Raw genomic sequence first — 2,820 nt, 5'->3', positions numbered from 1 at the left:
GGCGGTTTTCGCTTTTTCGGAGAAGCCCCTGATTTCGGACAATTTTGATGTGGTGAAATCGTATTCTTGTGTGTCGTAATCGCCAGGAATCCAAAATGCGGTATGGTCACCCGCCATGGCGAACTGGGTTCTTTCTTCTTTGATTACAAAATAGGTAAGGTTTTTTTGCGCAGGAAACTCATATCGGAAACCAAGGCCATCATCGAACAAACGGAAACGAATCACAATTTGTCTGTCTGTCCCGTTTTGGTTTAGTGTAACCGCTAGTTCGTTATAATGATTGCGGATTTTGTCTTCTTCACCCCAAACAGGTTTCCAAGTTTCATCAAAAGTGGATGTTTGTGTGTTTAAAACTGTAAAATCGTTCAGCAATGATTTTTCATCCTTTTTCAGTTCAAGGCCCAGTTTACTTGTTTTTATGACTGCCTTTCCTTTATAATTTAAACTGTAGGTTGGCGTACCGTCATTTTGTAATGAAAACTCCATTTGCAGTTTTTCATTGGGTGATTTTAATTCTTGCGCAGCGGCATAATTAAATAATGCCAGGCACAATAAAGAGGTGATAAGAAAATGCTTCATTTTTAAAATAGAATTTAATATTAATTTCAGGTTTGATAATAGAATGCGGTAATCTTGACTTTTCACGAAATCGATTTTTTCAAACCCCCAAGGATTTAATCGACTTTCAGAATTTTGTGGAGGTAAATATAAACCCTTTAAGTCCCGTAAATTTTTGCCATAACAAAAAAGTAGATTTAAATATAGTGATAAATATTTAAAGTTTTGTTTTACAGCAGATTGAGTATTCTTTTTAAATAAAAAAAAGTGGTGGTTATTTTGATAAAAAAGAGTTTATTGAGGATGAAATACCCGAAAAAATTTCATCTAAAAAATTATTTCATCTCCTTTCCTATCCGCATCACGGCCGATTCAAAGTCATCGCGGGGACCGACGGCTTTGTTTTTTATTTGGGATCTGTAATTGTAGATAGTCGACACGGAATAACGGAGGAAAACGGATATTTTCGCGCTGTCCTTGATACCCAATCGAATCAGCGCAAAGATTCGCAGTTCCGTATTGAGCAGTTCCCCTTCCTTCAATTGAACGGCATCTTCATCGACCAATAGCGCTGAAAATTCTTCGATAAAGTTGGGAAAGAGTTGCAAAAAAGTCTTGTCAAAGTTGGTGTAGAATTCTTTCAGCTCGTTTTCAATAAACTGTTTTGACTTGACGGCAGTTACCAAATCATTCATTTTTCCCGTGGTCGCCATGACGTTTAGTTTGCGGCGGTAACCCTCCAGTTTGCCTATGTAATCAGAACATTGGTCCATATAGCGACCGATGTATATTTCCTTTAAAAGGTTGGTTTCGGACAGTGCAAAATTGCTTTCATTCAATTTTTCGTTGAAAGTATAGAGTTCTTTATTCAATTCAGAAAGCTGAATATTGGCCAAATCGATATCCTGTTTCGCCTTGTTCAGTTTCTTCATTTGTTTAAAGAGCAGCAATAAAATCACCAACAAAATTGCAGAGAGAACAGAGGCGCTGACTAGAAACAGCACCAGTTGAAAACGGTTCGTTTCGTTTTGTTTTTGGTACGCTTCACTGATGATAGGCATCATCTTCGAAATCTCATAAGTCCTTAAACGCGCATTGCAAAACAGCGCATCCTCGAGAGAGCGTTTCATGTATTTGTAGGCTCGGTCGATATCGCCGTCTTCATACATCATAAACGCCAGAGACCGCAGCGAAATGTATTCTTTCTTGGCCAACTGCAAGTCGGATATGGCGGAGATGGTCAACCATTTTTTTTCCTGTTCTTGATCCTTTTTTCCATGATAGGACTGCGAAATCAGAAAGGCGACAACTGCCTGATCGGGATTATTGTTGGCTATTTTCGGGAAATAATCAAGCAGTAAACCGAGTGTTTGATCGTATTTTTGGTCCTGAAGGAGTTTACTCGCTTGGTCAACAAATTTTAGGTTTGAACTCGATGGATAGGACTGCATCGTCGAGTCCCGATACTGTCTGGTCAGCGCATCATATTTCTTTTTTTCCTGGGCTGATGCCGCATAATCTGACATCGAAAGATAAATGGTGGTATTGACGCGGTAAAAGTTGCCATAAAGACTAGGCGTGGCTTTAATGTCAATTTTATCGAGAACGTCAGTGGCTTCCTTGTACATCCCCAGTGTTCCCATTATGGAAGCTAGGTTTAATTTGGCCGAATTGATTTTTGTTACATCCCTTAGAATGGTTGCTATCCGTAAATTCTTTCGTGCGTAAGCTAATGCGGAATCCGACTGATAGAGTTTGTATTCATCAAATAGCTTTTGGCCAATATCATATTTTTGAAGATCGGTGGAAGAATGTGCCAGTAGATCTTTGAGTTTATTTATTTCGTTCTCTTTGCGATTGGAATACACTTGGTAATTATCGACAGTATTATCCAACTCTTTCAGTAGAGTGCCATAATCATTCTGCGCCAAAAGAAGAACGGGAAATAGCGCTGCAATAATTAATGTCAAAAATCGAGTCATTCAAATGGGATTAAATTCAGGTAAAAATATAAATTAACTCGGTAAAGCAAGAGTCAAAATCAAAATAGTTGATTTGGGATACTGGGTGAAAGAGCATCAATTTTCACGGCTATCGTTTTTTAGGAAGGGAGAAATTACATAAGTCGCCCACAATTGATTAAATTTGTGACTTATTCAAAGTTATGTTAGAAAAAGAAACAATAAATTTCGAAAAAACGGCCATCGTCGGCATTGTGACCCAAAATCAAAGCGAAGAGAAATTAAAAGAGTATCTCGATGA

General features: G+C 38.2%; 2 protein-coding genes. Both read right to left on the bottom strand.

The annotated features are described in order from the left end of the window. On the bottom strand, nucleotides 1–579 hold a 579-nt coding region (locus VIH09_RS10150; RefSeq protein ID WP_331580556.1), incomplete at its 3' end, for a glycoside hydrolase family 97 N-terminal domain-containing protein. Between the two features lie 314 nt (nucleotides 580–893). Beyond that, nucleotides 894–2,540 carry a DUF6377 domain-containing protein gene (locus tag VIH09_RS10145; RefSeq protein ID WP_331580554.1) on the bottom strand — a complete coding sequence of 549 codons (1,647 nt, stop codon included), beginning with the start codon at nucleotides 2,538–2,540 and terminating at the stop codon, nucleotides 894–896. Between the last annotated feature and the right edge of the window lie 280 nt (nucleotides 2,541–2,820).

Origin of the sequence: Flavobacterium sp., from assembly GCF_036515215.1 — a bacterium.
GTDB lineage: Bacteria > Bacteroidota > Bacteroidia > Flavobacteriales > Flavobacteriaceae > Flavobacterium.
This window is presented reverse-complemented; position numbering and strand designations above follow the sequence as displayed.